This window comes from Phenylobacterium sp. GW821-FHT12F10 (assembly GCF_058806695.1).
Window position 1 is genome coordinate 839,873 of sequence record NZ_JBXAPY010000001.1, and the last position, 16,934, is coordinate 856,806.

At 56.4% G+C, this 16,934-nt stretch carries 15 protein-coding genes and 5 pseudogenes; 6 read left to right on the forward strand and 14 right to left on the reverse strand.

Features of this window, described 5'->3' with window-relative positions; translation table 11 throughout:
- Positions 1-16 precede the first annotated feature (16 nt).
- The gene (locus tag AC1RN5_RS04245; protein ID WP_493040006.1) at positions 17-274 is read right to left on the reverse strand and encodes a helix-turn-helix domain-containing protein; all 258 of its coding nucleotides are present in this window, start codon (positions 272-274) and stop codon (positions 17-19) included.
- A gap of 71 nt (positions 275-345) precedes the next feature.
- Here AC1RN5_RS04245 and AC1RN5_RS04250 point away from each other — a divergent pair, with 71 nt between their 5' ends.
- A complete protein-coding gene (locus AC1RN5_RS04250) occupies positions 346-1,260 on the forward strand; it encodes a tyrosine-type recombinase/integrase (protein WP_493040007.1) in 915 nt (304 codons plus the stop codon).
- A gap of 172 nt (positions 1,261-1,432) precedes the next feature.
- Here the strand turns inward: AC1RN5_RS04250 and sfsA are convergent.
- Positions 1,433-1,995 (reverse strand): annotated as a pseudogene (gene sfsA, locus AC1RN5_RS04255) (DNA/RNA nuclease SfsA); the annotation flags it as partial.
- A 619-nt stretch (positions 1,996-2,614) separates the two neighbouring features.
- Between sfsA and AC1RN5_RS04260 the strand changes: the two are divergent.
- From AC1RN5_RS04260 to AC1RN5_RS04270, 3 genes are all read left to right on the forward strand, one after another.
- Entirely contained in the window at positions 2,615-2,863 is a 249-nt protein-coding gene (locus AC1RN5_RS04260) for a molybdopterin-binding protein (protein WP_493040008.1), read from the forward strand.
- Positions 2,830-3,243 (forward strand): molybdopterin-binding protein, encoded by a 414-nt coding sequence (locus tag AC1RN5_RS04265; RefSeq protein ID WP_493040009.1) that lies wholly within the window; start codon positions 2,830-2,832, stop codon positions 3,241-3,243. Before AC1RN5_RS04260 ends, AC1RN5_RS04265 begins: the two co-directional genes overlap by 34 nt.
- A gap of 422 nt (positions 3,244-3,665) precedes the next feature.
- The gene (locus AC1RN5_RS04270) at positions 3,666-4,769 is read left to right on the forward strand and encodes a GumK N-terminal domain-containing glycosyltransferase (protein ID WP_493040010.1); all 1,104 of its coding nucleotides are present in this window, start codon (positions 3,666-3,668) and stop codon (positions 4,767-4,769) included.
- Between the two features lie 30 nt (positions 4,770-4,799).
- Here the strand turns inward: AC1RN5_RS04270 and AC1RN5_RS04275 are convergent, their stop codons facing one another.
- A complete protein-coding gene (locus tag AC1RN5_RS04275) occupies positions 4,800-5,906 on the reverse strand; it encodes a glycosyltransferase family 4 protein (protein ID WP_493040011.1) in 1,107 nt (368 codons plus the stop codon).
- Positions 5,907-6,206: 300 nt separating this feature from the next.
- Here AC1RN5_RS04275 and AC1RN5_RS04280 point away from each other — a divergent pair, with 300 nt between their 5' ends.
- Positions 6,207-7,598 carry an O-antigen polymerase gene (locus AC1RN5_RS04280; RefSeq protein WP_493040012.1) on the forward strand — a complete coding sequence of 464 codons (1,392 nt, stop codon included), beginning with the start codon at positions 6,207-6,209 and terminating at the stop codon, positions 7,596-7,598.
- Here the strand turns inward: AC1RN5_RS04280 and AC1RN5_RS04285 are convergent.
- From AC1RN5_RS04285 to AC1RN5_RS04300, 4 genes and pseudogenes are all read right to left on the reverse strand, one after another.
- Positions 7,552-7,773, reverse strand: a pseudogene (locus AC1RN5_RS04285) (IS110 family transposase); the annotation flags it as partial. The gene AC1RN5_RS04280 and the pseudogene AC1RN5_RS04285 overlap by 47 nt on opposite strands.
- 101 nt (positions 7,774-7,874) lie before the next feature.
- The gene (locus tag AC1RN5_RS04290; protein WP_493041471.1) at positions 7,875-8,108 is read right to left on the reverse strand and encodes a transposase domain-containing protein; all 234 of its coding nucleotides are present in this window, start codon (positions 8,106-8,108) and stop codon (positions 7,875-7,877) included.
- Positions 8,106-8,383: pseudogene (locus tag AC1RN5_RS04295) on the reverse strand (IS66 family transposase); the annotation flags it as partial. The pseudogene AC1RN5_RS04295 and the gene AC1RN5_RS04290, both read right to left, overlap by 3 nt.
- A pseudogene (locus AC1RN5_RS04300) lies at positions 8,338-8,813 on the reverse strand (IS66 family transposase). The pseudogenes AC1RN5_RS04295 and AC1RN5_RS04300, both read right to left, overlap by 46 nt.
- A 55-nt stretch (positions 8,814-8,868) precedes the next feature.
- Between AC1RN5_RS04300 and AC1RN5_RS04305 the strand changes: the two are divergent.
- Positions 8,869-9,051 (forward strand): annotated as a pseudogene (locus AC1RN5_RS04305) (transposase domain-containing protein); the annotation flags it as partial.
- Positions 9,052-9,280: 229 nt separating this feature from the next.
- Here the strand turns inward: AC1RN5_RS04305 and AC1RN5_RS04310 are convergent.
- The 7 genes from AC1RN5_RS04310 to AC1RN5_RS04340 form a co-directional block, all read right to left on the reverse strand.
- On the reverse strand, positions 9,281-10,042 hold the full coding sequence (locus AC1RN5_RS04310) for an FkbM family methyltransferase (protein WP_493040013.1): 762 nt from the start codon (positions 10,040-10,042) through the stop codon (positions 9,281-9,283).
- Between the two features lie 313 nt (positions 10,043-10,355).
- A complete protein-coding gene (locus tag AC1RN5_RS04315) occupies positions 10,356-11,477 on the reverse strand; it encodes a glycosyltransferase family 4 protein (RefSeq protein ID WP_493040014.1) in 1,122 nt (373 codons plus the stop codon).
- Between the two features lie 54 nt (positions 11,478-11,531).
- On the reverse strand, positions 11,532-12,425 hold the full coding sequence (locus AC1RN5_RS04320) for a glycosyltransferase family 2 protein (RefSeq protein WP_493040015.1): 894 nt from the start codon (positions 12,423-12,425) through the stop codon (positions 11,532-11,534).
- Positions 12,426-12,455: 30 nt separating this feature from the next.
- The gene (locus AC1RN5_RS04325; protein WP_493040016.1) at positions 12,456-13,793 is read right to left on the reverse strand and encodes a lipopolysaccharide biosynthesis protein; all 1,338 of its coding nucleotides are present in this window, start codon (positions 13,791-13,793) and stop codon (positions 12,456-12,458) included.
- Between the two features lie 8 nt (positions 13,794-13,801).
- Positions 13,802-14,860 (reverse strand): glycosyltransferase family 2 protein, encoded by a 1,059-nt coding sequence (locus tag AC1RN5_RS04330; protein ID WP_493040017.1) that lies wholly within the window; start codon positions 14,858-14,860, stop codon positions 13,802-13,804.
- A gap of 5 nt (positions 14,861-14,865) precedes the next feature.
- Positions 14,866-15,711, reverse strand: a complete 846-nt coding sequence (locus AC1RN5_RS04335) for an NAD-dependent epimerase/dehydratase family protein (protein ID WP_493040018.1) — start codon at positions 15,709-15,711, stop codon at positions 14,866-14,868.
- A gap of 2 nt (positions 15,712-15,713) precedes the next feature.
- Positions 15,714-16,922: a DegT/DnrJ/EryC1/StrS family aminotransferase gene (locus AC1RN5_RS04340; RefSeq protein ID WP_493040019.1), complete on the reverse strand. Its 1,209-nt coding sequence runs from the start codon at positions 16,920-16,922 to the stop codon at positions 15,714-15,716.
- Between the last annotated feature and the right edge of the window lie 12 nt (positions 16,923-16,934).

The window sequence follows — 16,934 nt, forward strand, 5'->3', positions numbered from 1 at the left end:
CCGTACCGCGGGGAGCTTAGGCAGGGGGACCTCCCTGGAGGGGTTTGCGCAGGCGGATGCCGGGGCCGTCGTCGGGCGTGCCGACGAACTCGATGCCCGCGGTCTCGAGGGCGGCGCGGATGTCCATGAGGGTGCTGGAGCGGCTGGGGGGGACGCCGTCGTGCTGCTCCAGGCGCTGGATGGTTGGGACACTGATCCCCGAACGCTTGCCGAGGTCGCTCGCCGACCACTTTAGCGCCGCCCTGGCGGATCGTATCTGCGCGGAAGTGATCAAATGCTATTGCATCATAAGTGATATAAAAGATATCATACTTCATCCCCAGCTTATCGGAATGGTGCCTGAAAGTGCTCTCCGCGACAACATCGTCCGAATGTGCATGGCGGGCCGCGATCCAGCGTCTTGAGGGGGCCTATTCCGAGCACACCCTGCGCAGCTATCGCTCCGACTTCACGATCTTCGAGCGGTGGTGTCTGGCCAACGACCGCACCCCGCTGCCGGCCACGTCGCAGGTGGTCGCCGACTTCATCGCCGCCGACGCGGTGAAGTCGGCATCCTCCACTCTGAAGCGCCGTCTGGCCGCCATCCGCAAGGTCCACCGCCTGTTTCGCCTGCCGTGCCCGGTCGATGATGAGGAGGTGGCGATCGCCCTGCGCCGCGCCATGCGTGCAAAGCGCCGGCGACCTAGGCAGGCCCTGGGTCTGACCGCGGCCCTGCGTGACCAACTGATCGCCGCCTGCCCCGACACCCTGATCGGCCGACGCGACCGCGCCATGATCGCCATCGGCTACGACACACTGTGCCGCCGTTCCGAACTGGTCTGCTTGCGTCTGGAGGACCTCACCCGGCTGTCGGACGGCGGCGCCAAGATCCTGGTACGCCGCGCCAAGAACGACCAATTCGGTGACGGCCGCTGGGGTTATCTCTCCGCCGTCGCCCTGGCGCACCTGGATGAGTGGACAGAGGCCGCGGCCATCCACGAGGGCCCGATCCTCCGCGCCGTCATCGGAGGCCACCTCCAAGCCAAGGGCCTGCTCTCCGTCGCCGTCAGCCGCCGCCTCAAGGCCGCCGCCCAGCGCGCCGGCGTGCCCGCCCCAACCACCGCCGCCCTCTCCGGCCACTCCATGCGCGTCGGCGCCGCCCAGGACCTAATGACGGCTGGCAAGAGCCTGCTGCAGATCATGAGCGCCGGGGGCTGGACGTCGGTGAATGTGGTGGGACGGTATGTGGGGGATGCGGACTGGAATGTTTGGGCGGGATGACGGAGTGGTTGACCCCACATAGGTCTCCCATGAGAAACTTGAGGTGGGAGGTGAAACCCAGGCGGGCGTCTGGCCCGCACGTTGTAGGCTGAACTGGCTCCCAACTTCGCTGAGAATGGTCCGACAGGCGGTCGCCTTGGCCGCATGCGTTCGCCCGGGTCGTCGGCATCCTGGCAGCGCATTTCGGATCGAGTTCGGCGCAGGCGGCGAACTGGTCGCAGTCGGTGCGCTGGATAACGAACAGCATCACCGCGCGGCAGCCCTGCGCGACCACGGCCTTCAGCTCGCCCAGGTGGTTGAGGGAGCGCGCCGCGACGCATTCGGGGAACTCCGCCAGGGTTCCGCCGCGCTTGAGGTAGCTGTTCTTCACCTCCAGCCAGAAGGACGGCCGGTCCGGCGCCTCCAGCAGGAAGTCGATGCGGCTGGCGGTCCCGTAGTTCACCTCGCGCCGGACCGAGGCGTAGCCGCCAGTTCGGGAATGAGGCCGGCCTCCAGAGCCTCGGCCACCAGCCGGTTGGGGTGCAGGGTGTTGATCCCCACCAGGCCACCGTCCACCTCGACGATCTCCAGGGTGTGGGTGAGCTTACGCTTCGGATTGTCCGACCTGGAGACCCACACTGGGAAGCCCGGCGTCTTCAATCCTAGCATGGCACCCGGATTGGGGCAGTGGGCGGTGAGCTCGGTGCCGTTCTCCAGCAACACCTCGGCGAAGAACCGCTTGTCGCGGCTCACCAGGCGGCCCCGGACGAGGGAGTAAGGAAAAGTTAATGGATACGGTCGAAGACGTCTAGGTTGGGGTTGCTGAGCCTTCGCCACCTGTTGGCCCACCTGCGGTTGAATTTATAGACAAGCTCGCGAACACAATGCCAACGAAGACAAAGATGACGAAGGCGACGGCCACCGCCACCCGCGGGCGGTTTCGATAGAACCAACGGTGGAGCTTGAAGCGCACGCCGCCCGTGCGGCGCCCGACGCGCTTCCGTGTCACGACTTCCGGCACGTCATGCCCATAGTAGTTTCCCCCCGACGCCGCGCGCCTGCACCTCTAAGCTACACTACTGTTACGCTTGATATCACACTGAGCAATCTCCTTCAGCGGGCCGGCGAGCGGGTGCTCACCACCATTGATGGGTTGCGAGGCTCGCCGGAGCGGGCTTCGGTCGCTCCGACGAACGGTTCTATCACAGAGGTATGGTCATGGCGGGAACGGGAACTGAAGGCCCCACCGAGGTTGTGACCGCCGCGGTCCTGAACATCGGCGATGACATCCTGTCGGGCCGCACCCAGGACACTAGCCTGCGCGACAGCGCCCTCTATCTGGGCGTGCATGGGGGGGGCTTGATGGAGGCGCACGGTGGCGGATATCCACGAGGAGATTATCGCCGGACTCGATGCGCTACGCAGTCAGTGTGATTACGTCATCACCACCGGCGGCATCGGCCCGACCCACGACGACATCACTGCCGACGCCGTGGCGGCGGCCTTCGGGGTCGAACTCTACGAACACCCGGACATTATCGTCATGATGACCGCGCGCTGGGCACAGATCCCAACGCCGCGAGGCGGCGCATGGCCCGGGTGCCGGTGGGCGGCGACCTGGTGAAGAACCCCGTGCAGGGGCCGCCCGGCTTCACCATCTGCAATGTCTTCGTCCTGGCCGGCGTGCCGCAGATAATGCGCGGCACGCTGGAGCATGTCGGCCATCGCCTGAAGGGCGGAGCGGAGGTGATCGGCCGGACGGTGCGGGTGGAGGGCTCGGGCGAGGGCGTGATCGCCGCGCCGCTGGAGACGGTGGCCAAGGCCGACCCGACGATGAGCCTGGGGAGCTACCCGTTCTACGGGGACGGCGGCGACGGCTCGAACTTGGTGTTGCGGGGTCGAGATGCGGTAGAGGTTAAAGCAATTACTGAGATTCTTGTTGCAGTCTTAGAGACAATGGGAACTAATTGCAGGTCGCGCGAGGATGTTATCCGTAAAAAATAACAAACTACGGCCGATCCATTTCTATCATTATCCCTCCTCTTTACCAGAGGACTCCGGTGCAATCAATGCGTTATTCACCAAGACAAACAAAGCAGAAAAGAATTGAAACATTTTTGCTCTTCGTCTCGCTCAGGCGCGCCCGGATGTCAGTCCTTGAGGAGAAATTTCCGGCTAAATGCCTGATAAGCCGCAGCTCACTCAAGTTGGCAATAGCACACGTCTGTGAATTCGCTTCTCAAACTATCCTGTCCTGATGGCGTCCCACCCAGAACCACACGAACTCGAGGCACTCCATCCACGCCGCCATGGCTGACGCGGACGTCGAGTGCGCCCGTCACAATATAGCCAAGCGCAGGACTGACGTATATTCTCTCCCGGTACAAGGACTACCCTAGGCCCGATTCTCACGAAGGAAGCTCGAGTTGAAGTACTTGATACTATCCGGGCACGATTTCCGTTCACCCCGCAAGGCAAGCGTTCACTTCATTGCGTCTGAACTGAAAAAGCGTGGCGAAACGAAATTTTTTTCCGCAGGCTATAGCGCATTCTCACGCCTCAAGGGGAAAGATCCGCGTCTATCTATCGCAGATATAGCTAACAAAGTGGAGGTCCGAGAAGGTGTTAGCTGCTATTTGTGGAAGACGCCAATACACCCATTCAATCCCCGACTTGGTCTTTTGAATCCGCTCTCCAAATTGGCTTTCGATGCATACGTCGAGCATTGTCCGGCTGTTCTGAAGTCATGGGTTCAGGAATCTGATGTCGTTATTGTGGAATCCGGCTTTGCATGCGCCTTTTTATCGAAAATAAAGGCCTGGAATCCACGATGTGAGGTTCTATATATAGCTTCCGATGACCTTCAGACCATTGAGGTCGACCCGTCATTAGTCAAGAAACTCTCTCAAAGCTCCCAAATTCTTGACGGAGTTCGAGTTCCATCCCGCTTACTCGTACCTGCAATGCCTGCGGGAACGAATATATTTTATGTACCTCATGGGATAGACAAGGAAATCAAAGAATATCCGGACGAAAATCCCTACCATGGCGGCATCAACGCCGTATCCGTAGGATCTATGCTATTTGACCGGAGCTTCTTCGAAATAGCAACTCACCAATTCCCAGAAATTGTATTCCACGTTATAGGAAGCGGCTTACCCGAAAGCAGTTTCCCTAAAGGCGTTGTTCACTATGGTGAGATGAAGTTTCGAGACACTATTCGCTACATAAAGCATTCCAACTTCGGGATAGCGCCATATAGAGAGGCCGAAGCCCCGTATTATCTCTCTGATACGTCAATGAAGCTGATGCAATACGGCTTCCTTGGAATTCCTTCTGTATGCCCAGTATTTGTGGTCGGATCCAAGCCGATGAGATTTGGGTATAAACCAGGAGATCCCGCCAGCATCAAGCGCGCCATCACTAATGCGATCAATTGCACTCGAACGGAAACCGAACAATTCCTTACCTGGAGTGAAGTCGTCGATCGAATCCTAAGCCCTAACTTATATCCTGACACGATGATTTAGCGTGAAAACCATTTGAGTCCACCGGGGCAATTAGGCTCTACTGAACTGCGTCAAATATATTTCTTCCAAGTCCGAGACGACGCGCGAAATTAGAAAATGGCCCTCAAAGTATTTTCGCGCATTTAGGCCCATCAAAATAAATTCTGAACGCGTGTGTCCAATAATCGCTGCCGCGATTGCCTCTACATCTCCAGGAGGGACTAAAATTCCGGTTTCACCGTCGATTATAGCATCACGCGCGCCGCCCACATCGGTTGCAACGGCAGCGCGTGCGGCGCGCATGCTTTCCAGCAAAACAAGACTCAATCCCTCCCAGCGGGAGGGAATTAGTACAATATCGCAATTCCTATACTCGAATTCGATCTCCGCGTGGGATTTCCATCCTAGAAACTCAAGATTTTCAGTGTTCTGGTAACTGTTTCCTTCTTCAACAACGCCGGCACCAACCACGCGAAAAACGGCAAACCCACTAAGTCGCTTTGCAACATCAACAAGCAAATCTAGGCCCTTTTGACGATCGAGCCTGCCGACAAATAGAACCCTAATGACGTCACTAAAGCCATTCTCGACAGAACCGCGACCCGGTTGCGCGCTGTCTGGAATTCCATTCATTACAATCTTTAAGCGGGTAGGGTCGATTCCCGCTCTACAACCATCGTTAAATTCGCCTGACGACACCATTATAGCAACATCTGTATATCGAATTAGAATTCTCTCAACTAGGACAATGGCCATTCTTTTCCATGCAGCAGCTTGAATATAAAATCCCCATCCGTGTGGCATATACACAATGCGAGCTCGGGTAAGTTTCAGGGCCCTCAGGGTTCTAGCCACCAGTCCAGCTATAGTTGAGTGTGCGTGAATTATGTCCGGATTGAATTCACGAATTTCCTTGTAGGTCATCAGGAAGAGCTGGATTGTTGAATATAATCCGCGCCTATTCCTATCAAACATCCGGAGGGAAAGGTTTTCAGCTGCAGTTAACACCTTCGCGTGCTGTTGAGGGGCGATGAGGCGGATAGAGAATCGACTACTTTCGAGACTTGGAAGGAGGCCGTTCAAATATGTTCCGACCCCGCCCATTGCGGTTTCTGTCAAATGAAGAATTCGAATGGGAGAAGTGGGAATTTCAGACATGCGATGCTCACTTTACGTAGTTCAACTGTTTTGGATATCAGTAGAAGCGGGGGAGAGCAATCTGTTGGGTGTGCTGCCCGTCTCAGGTTGAGGCGCGGTCGGGTGCGCTTTGCGGTCCACTCCTCGTCAGCGTCCCGCGCGAATTTTCTGTGCCTTCGCTGTCCCGGTTGTGATGAGCCAGGTGTATCTCGATGCGGGGTCGCCATTGTCCAACCTTCATCCTTGCGGCGAAGATCACGCCGGGGCAAAAGGTTTGGTGCGGAGCATCGTCGCGCGAACATATCGTTTTGGAGACGCTAGTTGATTCGTCGCGCAAATGGCACCCGTAAGCCCGATCGTGCTCAAAACGTTAGGGTTGGCCTCGGCACAATTCGCCCCAAATTGACCAAAGGTCAGTCGGAGGAGAACCAGCTCTGGTGGTTGCAGCCTCACAAATTCATCGCGTACTTCTTGGTGCCATTTCTCGGTGTTGCCCTTCTGCTCGGGGGGCCAGAGATTGAGCGTTTTGGTGCTCGAAACTTCCTCACGCCATATGTTGTGATGCTGGCCGTCTTATCATTGTCGGCGCTGGCTGGGGGCGCTTGGCTCGGAATGAGGCTGTCCCTCGGAGCTCACTCCTTGCGGGTGTTCGACGAGAAGCGGCTGAGCGCCGCGATTACGACCATGTTGGTTATATCGCTTGCAGCACATCTAGTAATCATATCCGCGTATTTGTTCAATCTCGACTTGGTTGCTGCGACGATGGCCGGTTCGCGAGGAGCCTCTGCTACTCTACAGCGGGCGTCTGGCAGAATTCCCGGCGTGACAACCTTAACTCAGTTGTACCTGCTGGCGCTTCCGGCCTTTGGATCTTACTATTTCATTTTTGGGCGCGCGCCGTCTAAGATGCAATCCCGGCTAGTGCTGGGTCTTCTCTGCCTTGTGGTGATAAGGTCCGTGCTTGGATCAGAGCGATTGTCGTTGTTGGAATCGCTTGTCTGCTTGACATTGCCCTATCTGGCGTTCGGAAAGTTGTCGACGCGTTGGCGATTTGGGATTCGTTATCTTCCAATTATTGCGATGTTCGGCGTGCTGGGTTTGTTTGCCCTGGGTGAATACTATAGGACCTGGGGGTGGTATCGGTACAGTTACGGCTATGGAAGTTTTCTGGAATTTATATATTACCGACTGCTGGCGTATGTTGCCACGTCGACCAACAATGCGGGTGGAGTAATTTTAAATTTTGGACCTATAGAATTTCCCTCTTTTACAGCTATTTGGTATTATCGCATGCCTCAGTGGGTGCCAACTCCCCGGCCTGCGATCCCGGATGTTATGGGGCAATTCTTCATTAGATATGGAAATGCGGAATTTAACAATCCAAGCGGCATATTTTCCCCCATACTCGACTTCGGACCAGCAGGCCTCTTAGTATGTTCGCTCATTGGAGCTGTCTCGGGTTACTTATACGCGGCATTTGCTCGAAAGAACCCATTGGGTATACTGCTTTTTCCGAGCTGGTTTGTGGGGATCGCAATGATTAATCAGTTCTTCTATTGGGGCGATCCGCGGTATTTTCCCGTGTACGTGGTGTTGCCTTTGATCTTACTGTTGACGACGGTTAAGGTCGGTAGGGGGGGGCGGTCCAGCTTTGTCGCGGCACCGCCCGAACGCCCGCGGAGCCCTGCGCTGAGACAATCCCGAACTCGCTGAGGTGACCGCGAAGGGCGTTGATCAGCATGGTCCTCTGGCGTACCAGGAGATCGCGGGTCTGGTGGAGCATCAAGACCGCCTGCTGGGCCTCGGTCTTCACGGCGAGGAATTGCATGGTGGGCCGGGTGACAGCCTCGGCGATCGTCTCCGCGTGGGCTGCATCGTGCACATTCCGCGCTGATTGAGCCCGTCATTCCGATTTGATGTCGCCCACCGTTCCGACATGAACCGTACCCATCCGGTGAGCACCGCGGCGGTGGCGGGATCTGACTTCCGTCAGGCGGCCTGAGCAGGAGCTTCGAGCGGCCGCCAATTCCAAGGCAGGGGCTCGTCGAGCTGCTGGGTTGGGTGCTCGGCGATGCGGGCGAGGACATCAGCGAGCCAAGCTTGGGGGTCGATGTTGTTCATCTTGGTGGTGACCCTCAGGCTGTAGATGATCGCCGCGCGCTGGCTGCCTCGATCTGATCCGCAGAACAGCCAGGACTTCCGGCCGAGCGCGATGCCTCGCAGGGCCCGCTCGGCAGCCTTGTTGGAGAGGCAGACCGGGCGATCGTCGAGGAAGCGCGTGAGCGAGGGCAAGCGGCGGAGCATGTAGCTGATCGCCTTGGCCAAGTCATGGCTGCGGGTGAGCTTCTCGGGGTCTCATGCAGCCAGGGCTCAAACTCCACGACGAGGGGCTTGGTCTGCGACTGCCTGACCGTCAGTCGCTCGACGGCAGACAGGCCGAGGATCTCTCGCTCTATCGCGTAGATGGCGTCGATGCGCAGAACCGCTTCCAGAGCCAAGGGGCAGGCGGGCTTTGGCTTCTTGCCCCGGGCCTTCTCGCCCCTGGCCTTTTTGTGGGCGGTGGCGTCGAGATCGGCGAGCTCGAGAAACTGCGTCGGGCGTGCGCCCAACAGCCGGCCTCCAGGACCGGCCCTGCTGGACGGCCGGGCTTGTAGAGATCGCCAAAGCCGCCGTAGGCGTTGGCCTGGAGGACGCCGGTCCAGGCGCCAAGATGAGCTTGCGGGTGCTTGCCCCGCCGGTCACACGAGGAGTAGAACTCCGCCGCCGGCGGCTCGGGCCCAGCGAACAGCATGTCGTCGCGGATATGGACCCACAGCGACCTGTGTCGGTCTTGCCCTTGGCGAGGACCGGAACCCTGGTGTCGTCGTCATGTAATCGCTCGGTGGCCAGGAGATGGGCCTCGATCCGCCGAAACAGCGGCATGGCCATCGCGGCGCAGGCGCCGACCTGGTCGGCCAGTGTGGAAAGGCTGAGCGGCCCGCCCTCCGGCTCCGACGGTGGCACCGAGCATTGGGCGGTCCTCGCCTCGCTCGTCGAGACCTGCAAGCTCAACGCCGTCGATCCCGCCGCCTACTTCAACGACGTCATCACCCGGATCGTCCAAGGCCACCCTCAGAGCCAGGTCGGCCAGCTCATGCCCTGGGAGTATCCAGCTCAGGCCAGGTAGAGGGCCTCGGGACAGCGCTTACGCGCTTCGAGCGCGTCAACGTCTCGACCGAGCGCCGAACGTCCATTTCACCCTTGCGTCTTGGAGGTCGTCAGCACATGACGTCCATATTGACGACACGTGAGCGAACCCGGTTGGCTGGGCGTCGTCCACACCATCACGTCAATCCCATCCACCGTTGTGATTTTGAGTTCCTGACCCAATCACCTCAAAGATCACTTCTATTCCGTCAACGTTGAACCGCGGACCGTCCTTGTGGAATAAGCAGCAGATCAAAGATTCCCAGCTCCGACATTTCTTCTTCCGTCATAAATTTGGGGGCGTCATCCTCTGATGCCAGGGCGTCATACCCAAATGGTTTGAGGATTTCCAAGATTGTGCGGAATGTTCCGGCGGCTCGCCCATCGCGGTCTCCTCGAACCTCACACCAAATGACCGGCCTGTGCCCTTTGGACAGGAAAGGTATCATCCCACCAATGGTGCCGGCCTCCGCGCCCTCGACATCAATCTTGACCAATCGAACTCGTGCGGGATCAACAATACCTTGGTCATCGACCATCTTCGAAAATGTACTAACGGGTATGTTATAACTCTGCACGGTAGATAAAGCGTCAGAGACCAAGGATGAAGCGCCGGAGTTGTCTGGACGCGTATAGAAGGGCATAAGACCCTCCCGATCTGAAAGTGCAATTCGGTAAACTGTCCCAAGGACTGCGGAATTCCGATCCAGATAGGAAAAGTGTCGTTCCTCTGGCTCAAACAGCACCGTATCGTAGCCATGTTGACGGGCTACGTACGAATACATTCCGAGATTTGCGCCTATATCAATGAATAAGTCCCCGGGGATTCCATTGAGTTTACCAATGAATTTCCCCAAAGGGGAGCGAGAGTAGAATCGTAGTAGATTGTAAAAATAGTATTCCAACAGGCGTTCTGGCGCATGCTCCCTACTAACTTCCAATTCTCCCAATGGGGTATAGAACTTGCCCATACCATCCTTTCGTAGCAGGGAGTCGGCCAGTCCAAACAAGAGAAAGTATCTCTTGCCCGTTATCGTTGCTCGAATGGGGAAAAGTTTGGCAGTGGATCGCCAAATGTCGACTAACGCTTTCATCCTCTGGCCTTCATAAGTTAAATCTCAGTCAGCGGCATTGCTGTCGATCTCTAGCCCGCTGATCGGAAGCGGAGTCAACTTGACTTCTATAAGCACAGCCCCACGCTTGGCGGCAGTAGAGGGAAGTGCTCAGAGGATCCATTATAGATCGCAATATGGTGTGTTTGGATGCCGGCCGCGTTGGCGCATCCTACTCATTACCCTGCGACTCGCCCGCAAGCGCGGCCGTGCCCAAGCCCAGAACTTCCAAAATCGATGCTGCGGTATCGATCCACCTGAAATGGTCCGCACGCTCCCGGCCGTTGTGAGCCATATCTCTGCGAGACCAGTGCGGTTCAAGGGCGTTCACCATCAACATTGCCAAATCCTTCGCGTGCCCAAGAGCAAAGTATTGTACGTCGGGGCCGCATACCTCCCGAGTAGCGGAAATATCAGATGCCAACACTGGGCAGCCAAATTTCATAGCCTCCAAGGGTGGGATTCCAAAGCCTTCGTACTTGCTCGGAAATACTAGAGCGCTTGCTTCGGTGTATAAGCCTGCGAGCTGGGCGTCAGTGCACCTTCCAGCGAGTATTATTCTCTCGTCAATGTGCCCATTTGCGATTTCAGAGCTCCCGAATACAGTTGTGCTTCCAGTACCCACGCACACTACCTTGAAGTCGAGCTGCGTTGGTATGTGTAGGAGCGCCTCTCCAACCAATGACAAATTTTTATTTGGGGATTGATTTCCAACAGTAACAAAAAAACGCGTGCCCTGAAGACCTAAAGAATCTAGTAACGACCTATCTGGAGTTAATCTATCCAGATGATCGGCACCGCACGGTAATACACTTATGCTTTCTGTCTCAAGACCCAGGGCCTGACTGAGGCGGCTAGCAGAGAAGGCGGAGACCGTGCCAATCTTAGCCCTGCGTGATAACGCTCGCCCAAGCACCCTGTGCGCGAAACTATATCGGCGAGAGAAATGTTTCGGAGCGTCGAACACAGCAGCATCGTGAATAATGACAAGCTGGTTCCTGTGCACGAGCGGCCCCGCGCCACAAAGATTCGCTAGCGGCCCTGATGAAGCGGCGGCGGCAAGCGCAAGCTGTTCCCAAGCGTGACCACCAAAGTGGCCCACGTTGGCTATACTCGTAGCGCTCAATGGGGGATAGCTGATCGGGGAGACCGTTGGCGGAACTAGCAGTACAGTCTCGAAGTCTCCCCGCTGTGAGGCGATAATGTCAATGCTGCGAGTGATCTCGTACGCATACCGTTGAACCCCGCTCATAGGCTGTTCGAGAAAGCGACCATTTATAAAGAGCGTATTCATATCAGAGAATTCGATTCAACTTGTGGCCAACTGCAATACGCATATCTCTCACATCTAACGCAACGAGCGCTTCCAGCGTTTGATCCCCAGTCCATTCCACGCCAAAACTACATACCGCCATACGAAGCGGAGCGGCCATAGAGGGCCAGCATGCGCTCGACAAAAATGCAACCACTCTGCGGGCGGAACGCCCTTTGGGTCGAAAAATATGTAGCGAAAATTTCCAATGGTCAGGGTGCTACCCTTTGCTGCGAACTCAGCATTGTGGACCTGATTCCCGACTGGTGCCTTAAGCTCAACAATTCGGAAGCCGAGCTGGGTCGCCCGTAAGCCGTAGTCCGTATCGCCAAAGTGATGACGGTAAGCGTGTGAGTGGACCCCGATCTCGTCGAGCCCACATGCGGGCACTAGAACGAAGTTGCCATTGAAAGTTAGGCAGTCATGCTCAGCTTCAGTGAGAAGTCTAAGCCTCAGTCTCGAGCCTCCCTGATCCCGCGTTAGCCCTCCGTAGCTTGTATGGCCGGAGTTAGGATCAATCGTGCGCCCGCAGACTATAACACGCGGCCCGCTACCCGAGCAGGTCGCAGCGTAGAGTTGGAGAGCCTGCGCAATTGAGTCTTCCGAAATCGCCAAATCATCATTTAGCCAGAGGTAGAAGTCGGCGCAGCTGGAGGCTGCACTTCGCCACGCAGCGCGCATGCCTCCATTCCAATAAAGTGTTCCGTCGCCACGGATGAGCTGGACCTCTGGAAATTCAGCTTTTACGGCGTCGCCGGTACCATCCGTAGACCCGTCATCCACTAGATAGACGAGAAGGTGGATATTTGCTCTGGCGGCTGCGAGGTGCGCGGCTCGAATACATTCAACGGTTAGCGGCCTCCTGTTGTGGCAGGTTAAGATTGCGGCGACGGTTCTATTTGGTTGGACGTTTGCCATCTCGGCCAGCATGGTTGGCTCATCTGCGATAGGATGTATCGTCTAGGTAGTTGTAGGCTTCAATTGTCGAACTACATAAAGTGTCAAGTACACGGAAGTTGGAATAAGAGAAAATATCGAATAGCTCGCCACTGTTCCCCAAACGATACCCTGGAGGCCAAAAAGGTTTCCAAAGTACAACTTTGACGAGACGGCAGCGATGGCCATTAGAACGGCGGTCACGATCTGAAAGTTGATCTTCATGGCCGCATTGAGAAAAATTGAAAGGCCGCTCCCGATGGAACTTACCACACACCACGCTGCAAGGCCCAAAGCCAAACCCAAAGATACGGGTATGTCACGTCCCACCCAGGTATGCAGAAGGGGCTGCCGAAAAATGACGATGACTGCGGAAGCGGCCACCGTGAGGACACCAATACAAGCGGTCGAACCTAGAAGCACCCGGCGGGCCCAAGAATGGTCGCCGCGTGCCATCGCCTCAGAATACGCAGGCCAAAGAGGCACGAGCAGAAGTGACGCACATGACGCAACAACTTGGAAGAGCGCCCTGGGGATGGCGTAAGTTGCCACCAAAGTAGGGCCGTATAGGTAATTCACCACAAGATTGTCGCTGAAGAAAGCTGCAGAGACTACGATTTGTAGAACCGCAAACCTCGCTCCACTTCCGGCAAGTTCACGAACCACTCGCAAGTCAACGTCGCGAATTCGTGGCAAAAGCCAGGAAAAACTGCCCGAAAAGCCAAAAGCGGCGTTGGCGGTCAATGCAATGGCCGTCAGTCCTGCAAAAAGGACGGCAACACTCACCAAGGAGTCGAGAATTTGTGGGATTGATACGGCAAGGACCATAGTCAGCAATTTGGCGGCGGTATCAAAGAAGGCGTTGATGTACCCGCGCTGATAGGCTGACTGAATTTTAGTTATGATGGCGAGCGGAAGGGAAACAAGTGTGAAGAAGGCTAGGATCGCCCCGGCGGATGCAATGTCGCGCTCCAGGGCGTCCGAGACCCTAAAGAGCTCTGACCAGGATAGGTGGGGCCAGACAAATAAGAGTCCAATCCCAATAGAGGACCCGATGAAGCATAGCGCAACTGCCGCTGCCGCTACGTAGCGACGGGCAGCGTGCCGATCCTCACGTCCATTGGATCGGGAGAGACTTGTGAGAAGGCTATTGCCAATACCAAGATCGAGGAACCCGGCGATAGCAACAAAGGAGAACAGGGTCGCCCAGGCACCATAACGTTCTATGCCAAGGTGTTGAACCAGAAGTGGGGTCGTGGTGAACGTGACAAGTACTGCGCCTGCCGCCGCGGCTCCGCCTGCGGCGGAAGTTGCCACCGCTCTCAGCAAGCGCGGATTCATATGGGCGATGAGGGAGAACAATTCGTCTTCTAAGAGGACATGCCGGTGCCACGCGGACCGGTCAGTCGAAAGACCAGCTTGGCGCAGATCACCGCTGTAAGCGCTCGGACAAGGTGCCAACTCGGCGAGTTCTGCAATGCGTGGACACACGAGCTCGCGAGTTCATCAAGCACGGCTCGGCCAACGCGCCTGCGGCCGCCCAAGGTGTTTGCTGGCAGGGAGAAAAGCAGTGAAATTCCCTCAAGGAAGTGACCAGCATAGAGGGGGGCGCGGGCGCTCGGTTCGATGCGCATCATTCCATGAGCTACAAACCAACGCTTCGCAAGCCAGTATCCAGCTCGGATATTCCACGGCTCAGTGGATATAGTTATCGATCCGGGGTGGGAAGAAAACTGAGTAACTATCCTGGAGGTGTGAGAAAATGGGCGAGGATCAACTGCAATGGCCACAAGAAAAATCATTAGATCAGGGCCAATAGCCCTCCGCCACATCAATTCTTGCCGAAGGGAGGTTTCTCTGCACCACGTTTCTACAGCGGTCGCCCAATTGTCTATCGCTGCTCGGGAAAATAGGGCGCAAGCGGGGCTAACGGGGAGCTGTCGCGCATTTAACTGCAGTTGGAAATAGCGCGAGAGAGCGTCTTCAGCTGTGACTGGCGCCTCATCGCCTTCATTGGAGAATGGGGTGCTGTCATCGACATCTCGCACTACTCCCGACGCTACAGAAAGTGCATCGTTTCGAGCGAACCCGGAGAGCAAAACATCGAAAAATGAGCCATCGACATAGTCGTCAGACCATAGAAAGGTTACATATTCGCCGTGACTTAAATACAATCCATCAAGCCAACTGCGTGTAGGCCCTGAGCCGCGCGGGTTTTGAGCCAACGTAATCTGATCGCTATGCCCAAAGTTATCCAGAAGTAGCTGCCATGATCCGTCATCGCTCTCGCTGTCGAGAACAATAATTTCGATTCTGGAAGCAGGAAACTGTTCGGCAGCGTGAAGGCAAGAGTAGACAGCGCGGACTACATGGGTTCCACGATTTAATGTCGGTATTACGACACTCAAGAGGGGGGATTGGGGGGGCAAGGGCTCTAGTCTTCGATGTATGGACGCGCTGTAGAACGCAGGTACTGCCCGAGCGCCAAGCGCAAGTCGAATGGAGGGGCATCCGGGAGCATTGAAGTTAGCAGCGAGCCATCGGCAACCAAGTTTGACGCCACATCGGTGGGTTCGTTCCGAAAGCGCAGGTCCGAACGACCGGCGCAATCGGCCAGTAGGATTGCCAGGTCGCCAACGGTTCTTCCCTCTCCGGTTCCACAGTTGACAACGCCGATCACTTCGCGTGAGGACAATAGTCGGCAGATCTTGGCGAGCCATGCAGCATCTGCAAAATCACGCACGCTCTGCGCCCCTTGCAGCGCGATCTCTGAGTTGGGTGGCGCGTTGAGGATTCGTTGAGTCAGGTTCGGTACCAGAAAGCTCTGAGATTGACGCTCGTCAAAGTAGCTAAAAATCCTCAGAATAAGAGAGTCCTCGCAAAGACGCTGAACCCAATCTTCTCCCTGCAACTTGGTTAGGCCGTAAAGCGAGGTGGGGCCGGTCGGTGCGCTCTCCTTTAGCTCTGACGTGGACGGCTCGTAGACGTGTGACGTGGAAATGTACACGAGGCGCCCGGCATTCTTGCCAACTGCCCAGGCCACGTTAGCAGTGCCTGCGACATTTACGGAAATGGCTAAGCCTGGGTCTCGTTCAACGGAGCCGACGGGGACAATAGCTGCAGCGTGGATTACCAGGTCCAACCCTTCGCACCACGACGCCACAGCGTCCCTGTCTCTCACGTCCCCCGCGAACATGGAGGGCGTGACACCGTGGTGTGTGAACTCAGCGCTTAGCCTGCTCCCAAGAACCCCGGTTGCACCCGTTAGGCCTAGCTTCATCTTTATGCGCCTGCGGCCGCTTGAAGGGCACTATGAACGAGAGCTTCGGTCTCAGCGTCTGAGAATGGGTTCAAACCAATCATTAGGCCACGCTCGAATACCTCGTCACAGACGGGCAGCGACGGCTGGTCAGACCTAAGGTTCAACTTCACTGCAATCGGATGTCGCAGCAGATTTCCAACAATAATTGGCCGTGTCTCTATGCCAGCACGCTCAAGGCATGCTTGGCCACGGCGCTTGTGCGCTCCGTCCCGAAAGAGCAGTGGGGTGGCCATCCAGCTGTGCCGGTCAATAATTTCGGCTCCCGGAACGTAAAGCGTATCATGATGACCCTCAAGCGCCGCTATGCGACCGGCTGTCAGCTGGCGTCGTGAGGCAAGCATTCCGGACATTTTGGATAATTGCGCCCTACCGATAGCCGCGTTCAAGTCCGTCGAGCGAACGTTGTACCCGGGTAGAGCGAAGCAGAAGCGAGGATCGATACCCTCAAGGTCGGCCTTAAATAGGCTGCTATCGGCCCGCATGTGCCGTGTCCAGCCATGCGACCGCAAAGAATAACAGATTTCAGCCAACTCATCGTCATCGGTCAGTATTATGCCGCCTTCAATTGTAGAAATGTGATGAGAGAAGTAGAAACTAAAGGCCGACGCAATACCTATAGTGCCAATATTTCGTCCCGCGCTTGTCAGCGCACCAAGACTCTCGCATGCATCCTCCATCAGCACGAGTTGTCGATCAGAGCATAGTGATTGGATTTCCTCCACGCCAGACGGGTTTCCCAATACAGGGACCGAGATGACCATTTTCGTGCGGTCTGTGATAAGGGCTGCTACGGACGAGGCGTCAGCGTTAAGGGAATCGATGTTTACATCGCATAGGACCGGCACCAACCCTTGGTTAAGAAGGGGAGTGATAGTTGAAGGCCAGTTCAATCCCTGGATGATTACCTCATCGCCGGGCTGGAAGGAGGTTCCAATTGAACTCGCTGCACTCCTGCTTAGGTGTGTTACTGCCTCGATCGCAATTAAATTGGCCGATGATCCAGAATTTACCATTATCGCGTGGCGAGAACCCAGAGCGTCTGCAAATTCACGCTCGAAGCTCAACACCTCGTGCCCCTGAGTCATGTGTCCACTGCGAAGTACCGCCATCGCGGCTGCGCTTTCAGCATCTCCGAAGGAATTGTACGCCAGGGGGACGCGATATTTCATGATTGGCCTTCC

Bases quoted from the DNA above. Each gene is read 5' to 3' on its own strand.
- AC1RN5_RS04265 (WP_493040009.1), top strand. From the start codon at position 2,830: ATGGCCCGGGTGCCGGTGGGCGGCGACCTGGTGAAGAACCCCGTGCAG.
- AC1RN5_RS04310 (WP_493040013.1), bottom strand. From the start codon at position 10,042: ATGGGCAAGTTCTATACCCCATTGGGAGAATTGGAAGTTAGTAGGGAG.
- AC1RN5_RS04335 (WP_493040018.1), bottom strand. From the start codon at position 15,711: ATGAAGCTAGGCCTAACGGGTGCAACCGGGGTTCTTGGGAGCAGGCTA.
- AC1RN5_RS04320 (WP_493040015.1), bottom strand. From the start codon at position 12,425: ATGCTGGCCGAGATGGCAAACGTCCAACCAAATAGAACCGTCGCCGCA.
- AC1RN5_RS04340 (WP_493040019.1), bottom strand. From the start codon at position 16,922: ATGAAATATCGCGTCCCCCTGGCGTACAATTCCTTCGGAGATGCTGAA.
- AC1RN5_RS04275 (WP_493040011.1), bottom strand. From the start codon at position 5,906: ATGTCTGAAATTCCCACTTCTCCCATTCGAATTCTTCATTTGACAGAA.
- AC1RN5_RS04315 (WP_493040014.1), bottom strand. From the start codon at position 11,477: ATGAATACGCTCTTTATAAATGGTCGCTTTCTCGAACAGCCTATGAGC.